We start from the raw sequence: 1,258 nt of genomic DNA on the forward strand, positions 1-1,258 counted from the left end.
CGTCACCATCCGCAACCACTCCGGTCCCGGCCACTACGTGTTCATCATGCATTGCAACACGGCCCCGTTCGACAACAACGATCTCAGGATGGCGCTGAAGCTGGCGATCAACCGCGAGGAGATGCTGAACAAGGTGCTGCGCGGCTACGGCTCGCTCGGCAACGACTTCCCGATCAACGCCTCCTACCCGCTGTTCACCGAGATCGAGCAGCGCAAATACGATCCCGACAAGGCCAAGTTCCATTACAAGAAGTCGGGCCATGACGGTTCTATCCTGCTCAGGACCTCGGACGTCGCCTTCCCCGGCGCGGTCGACGCCGCGCAGCTCTATCAGCAGAGCGCGGCCAAGGCCGGCATCAAGCTGGAAATCAAGCGCGAACCCGGCGATGGCTACTGGAACGAGGTCTGGAACAAGCAGCCCTTCTGCGCCTCCTATTGGGGCGGCCGCTCGACGCAGGACCAGATGTACTCGACCGCCTATCTGTCGAGCGCCGACTGGAACGACACGCGTTTCAAGCGCCCGGATTTCGACAAGATGGTGCTGGCGGCGCGCGCCGAGCTCGACGAGGCCAAGCGCAAGCAGATGTACCACGACATGGCGGTCATGGTGCGCGACGAGGGCGGTCTGATCCTGCCGATGTTCAACCAGTTCATCGACGCCACGGGACCGAAGGTCGCCGGCTGGGTGGAGGATCCGCACCAGGAACTATGCAACGGCTACGCTTTGGCGAAGTGCTGGCTCGAAGCCTGAGCCCGGCCTTGCGCTTATGTCCGCACCTATCGTGAAACTGGTGGCCCAGCGCATTGCGCTGGGCATCCTCCTTTTGCTGGCCGTTTCGGTCCTGATCTTCGCCGGCACCCAGATCCTGCCCGGCGACGTCGCACAAGCCATCCTCGGACACTCGGCGACGCCGGAGTCGCTCGCCAATCTGCGCGAGCAGCTCGGGCTCAACGACCCTGCCTACATTCGCTACTTCCACTGGCTGGGCGGGGTGCTCACCGGCGATCTCGGCACGGCGATGTCGAGCGGGCAGGACATAGCGACATCGATCAGGGAACGGCTGTGGAACACGCTATTCCTGGCCTTCTGGGCGGCGATCGTTGCTATTCCGCTGGCGATAACCCTTGGGCTGATCGCAGTGCGCTACCGCAATGGCTGGGTCGACAAACTGATCTCCGGGGTAGCGCTTGCCTCGACCTCGTTCCCGGAATTCTTCATCGGCTATCTGCTGGTCTTCTACTTCGCGGTCCAGCATCA

General features: G+C 62.6%; 1 protein-coding gene and 1 pseudogene. Both read left to right on the top strand.

The annotated features are described in order from the left end of the window. Positions 1–751 (top strand): ABC transporter substrate-binding protein (locus tag AC4FWB_RS34275; RefSeq protein WP_491030626.1); only part of this gene is annotated, 751 nt, incomplete at its 5' end. 16 nt (positions 752–767) lie between these two features. Then, a pseudogene (locus tag AC4FWB_RS34280) lies at positions 768–1,258 on the top strand (ABC transporter permease); the annotation flags it as partial.

The sequence above is a fragment of the Mesorhizobium sp. LEGMi-168a genome (assembly GCF_058312955.1).